This is a genomic window from Caballeronia sp. (assembly GCF_049581465.1).
Lineage (GTDB): Bacteria > Pseudomonadota > Gammaproteobacteria > Burkholderiales > Burkholderiaceae > Caballeronia.
On record NZ_JBAUSA010000259.1, the window covers coordinates 1 to 3,776 of the forward strand.

Annotated in this window: 2 protein-coding genes and 1 pseudogene; all 3 read right to left on the minus strand. The window is 56.7% G+C overall.

The genetic code is table 11. The annotated features are described in order from the left end of the window. Positions 1-512 precede the first annotated feature (512 nt). Positions 513-683: pseudogene (locus WCA53_RS06455) on the minus strand (IS5/IS1182 family transposase); the annotation flags it as partial. Between the two features lie 267 nt (positions 684-950). Beyond that, positions 951-2,585, minus strand: a complete 1,635-nt coding sequence (locus tag WCA53_RS06460) for a hypothetical protein (protein ID WP_423907080.1) — start codon at positions 2,583-2,585, stop codon at positions 951-953. 262 nt (positions 2,586-2,847) lie between these two features. Beyond that, on the minus strand, positions 2,848-3,776 hold a 929-nt coding region (locus WCA53_RS06465; protein ID WP_423907083.1), incomplete at its 5' end, for a methyl-accepting chemotaxis protein.

Consider the following 3,776-nt stretch of genomic DNA (forward strand, 5'->3'; position numbering starts at 1 on the left):
TTTCTATTCTTGCGAATAGGTCGCTCACTCAACGTACTGACAAGTTCTTCCCATCTTTCCCCGAAAGAAAAGACGCTCAAAACCTACCTTAATACTAGTGTGAGACTTGATACTTTCGCTTATACAACCAATCCGAAGATCAATCGCAGCGTCAGGACACAAAGCGACCACACTTATCGGCTGTTAGTTTTTAAAGAACATTCGCTTAAAGCTGCTTGCTTCTTGCGTCTTCCGCTTCAGGAAGGAGGCGAAGTATGCAGACTTGTTTTAGTCTCGTCAAGCTAATCCAGGATAAATTAAAAAGGCATTAGATGGCTTCGCCTCCACCTCCGTCATATTGATGCGCGGAGGCTGTTCATGCTATTCGATTTCGTCATAGCTGCGCCTCCCTAGCTCGTCACGAAGCGGCAATTTCCATCTTGTTACCTCTAGTCATAAGCACAAGCGGCGTCGCAAATCGGGTCATTAACCGCGCCGCCGTCGTCGCGGACTTCAAGCGGTTGCTGCCGGAGGAACTCATCGCGTGCGCCGGTTGGACCACGAAGGCGCAGCCGGTCGAGCTTTAGAATGCGTTTGAGGTGAGCAAACAGCGTTTTGACCTTCTTTCGCTTATGTCCAGATTGCTTGTAGGCAGGCGTTGTCGCGATGCGTCCAGCCTCCCCGCCCGCAGCTTCGTGGACACTCTCGCGTGGGTTGGGTCGCGGCAGCTCAAACCGGTCGAGCCCAATCATCATACAAAGGCATACTAAGGAATCTAGCGAGCAAAACTGCTAGGAGCGCGGACAACGAAATTCTCCCCGAGCATTCCCTCTGCCCTTTCTCGATGGATCTGGTGCAAATAGCGGAAATAGTCGAGTAAGCGATCAAAGTGTCGTCCATCGAACAGCTGTCCAGTGTCCGACGACTCTACCCCATTCACTCGCTCCATTTGCACCCGAACCCCGTCAGCGTCAGCTATCGGACTGCGCGAATTGTGCTGCTGGCTGACCCGTCAGCGGCTCCGACCGCTGGATCGCGGCGTGACTTGCCGAATGATCCGATCCAGGCGGCCTCGTGATTTGCGAAACGCAGGTCCTGTACCAGTGCGGAATCGTGGAGCCGAACAGCGCCCCGATGGCTGCGCTCAGCCCAATCGCCCCCCCCAGCTTCGGTGGCATGTCGTGCGGATGAAGTAGCAGTTGATCCGATTGAAGCCAATGAACCACGAAGGCCCCGGTCAATGCCATGAGGATCGCAAGTGCGGCTCCTTCGACCCACCTGAGCCAGGATGGCGCGACGGCAGACTGGTAATTGTCGCACTCGAAGGCCAACGCAAAGGCGAGCGTCGTCGACAGAAGCAACCACTTACACTGCGCATGAAAGGGGAGGATCGGACCGCTCGACGTGAAATAGTGAATGCGCAACAGATAGAAGCAATATGTTGCCGACAATCCCACCGTGAGCGCAGCCAGCGCAGAGAGAACATAAGCGAGTATTGGCCGTTCCTTTGCCTGGCGAATGTCGGCGAAATCGAACGCCTGCTTCGGCAGAAGCGCGAAGACTGCGGCCGTCACGTGATTGAAGGCCACGAGCATCCCAATCGCAAAGGCCTTTTCAACGGGCATGGTTGTTCCGGTCGAAAGCCATGTCGAGAGGCTGAAGAGCGCAATGACACCCAGCAGATCCAGACAGAGCAGGTTATAGGGCAACTGTATGCGCCTCGACGGCGGAATGGCGAAGCCCATCTTCCGGAATTTGTTCGCAACGGCCAGGTCATTGTTGCAACTGGACAGCAGCGCTTGTGCGAGCATGAGCCTGACATCGGCGGCGCTCGCGAGGATCACTTTCCTGATGTTTTCGGCTGCATTCGGGGCTGGCAGCAGGCTCTGCGACGACAACTGCGTCGACGTTGCGAAGTAGCCCAGGCAATGCGCAAAGAAGTTGGCCATTTTGGATTCGAATTCGCCGGCTATGTCGGGGAACGCATGGGCAAAGCCCGGTTGAATATCCAGGTCCCGGTAGGTCACATAGAGCACCACCACCTCGGTGAAGGCATAACGTATCCGGCCGCCACTCATATCGCTCACCATCTGGAGGGCCAGGTCGTCCTGCAGGTCAGGCTGACCCATGACGTACTGCTTTGCCCTTTCCAGGCGGGTTTCGGTCATCGTGAAATCGACGGACCCAAGCCTCTGCGCCCATCTAAGCGCACTGACCGGAATGGCGCCCATGCGATGAAAGAAGGCGAGCATCTTCGCGTCAAGATCGCGAAGGAACGGAAATGTCGGAAGCAGCGTCGTAAGCATGAGCGCTGCCACGATCGGCGCGTCAAGCCCCGAGACCTTCGCTGTGGCTTGTCCGTCGCTGCCCATGTGGAGCCATTCGAGAACCGCCGGGTTCGCCTTGAGCGCCCATGCCATCAGCAGCAATATTGCTTCGCAGGATGCGACATAGGTCACGCTGCTGCCGTAGTACTGGAATCGACTGGTCTGCGAGCGAACCGTGCTGGGCGTATTGAAGCGATTCCAGGCATAGAACCACACCAGCAGAGAGGCAATAAGGTAGCTCAGATCGGTATCCAGCGCGAACAGGATAGTCTGCATCATGGCTCACTCCCAAACGGAATTGATCGCTCAGTGCGGGCGATTGATTGTCACGCGGGGCAGCACCGGGCGTTCGCCGTCATCGTGCGTTGGGTGTCGAGAAGTTGACGCGTTCCGTTGCCTGGTCGCTGCGTGCCTGCATGTGTTTGTGTGCGACGTGCGGGAAGCGTAGGTTGCCGGCGCTAACCCGCGTTATGAGGATGTTGATAATCGTTAGGAGAATCTTGCTTGTGCAGCGCACACAAGATTGGCCACCGCACGCGCCTTAGGCGATGACAAACGCTTCTACCTCCCTGGTCAGCTTGGCGGCTTGTTCTGCCATGGCTGCAGTGGAGGCCGACGCTTGTTCGACAAGGGCCGCGTTTTGCTGGGTAACCCGGTCCATCTGTGAGATCGCGATATTGACCTGATCAATGCCGCTCCCCTGTTCTGCAGACGCGGCAGCTATTTCATTCATGATCGTATTCACCTGTCCGATCGCGCCAACAGTCCGCGAAACGGTATCGTGAGCAGTGGTCGTCGTGGCGACGCCCTCCCGGATCGCCAAGACCGATTCTTCTATCAACGATTTGATCTCCTTCGCTGCAATAGCGCTTCGCTGTGCGAGTGCACGAACCTCCGCCGCCACCACTGCAAAACCACGACCCTGTTCACCTGCACGAGCGGCTTCGACGGCTGCGTTGAGCGCAAGGATGTTCGTCTGGAACGCAATCCCGTCAATGAGGCTGACAATTTCGCCGATTTTGGCGGCGCGACTCGATATCTTGTCCATGACGACAGCAACGGACTCGACAGCACTGCCGCCATCGCGAGAGGTTTCTGACGCAGCAAGCGCGAGGTGAAACGCAGCGTCTGCATTTCGAGCGTTCTGCTTCACGGTCGCGGTGAGTTGTTCCATGCTTGAAGCCGTCTCTTCAAGCGATGCGGCTTGCTCCTCCGTGCGTTGCGAGAGGTCGGTGTTTCCAAGGGCAATTTCGTTCGCGGCCGTTGCAATCGCATTGGCGCTGCGTCGGACGTTGCCAACCAATTGCGACAGATGGACATTCATGTCTTGCAGCGCGAACAGAAGTTGAGCGCTCTCGTTGTCGCCGGCTACCTCGATATGACCGGTCAGATCACCTTTCGCCACTCTGCGTGCGAATTCGACGGCGAGGTCAATTGGCTTCACAACGGAACGAATGACGGCCACGGCAA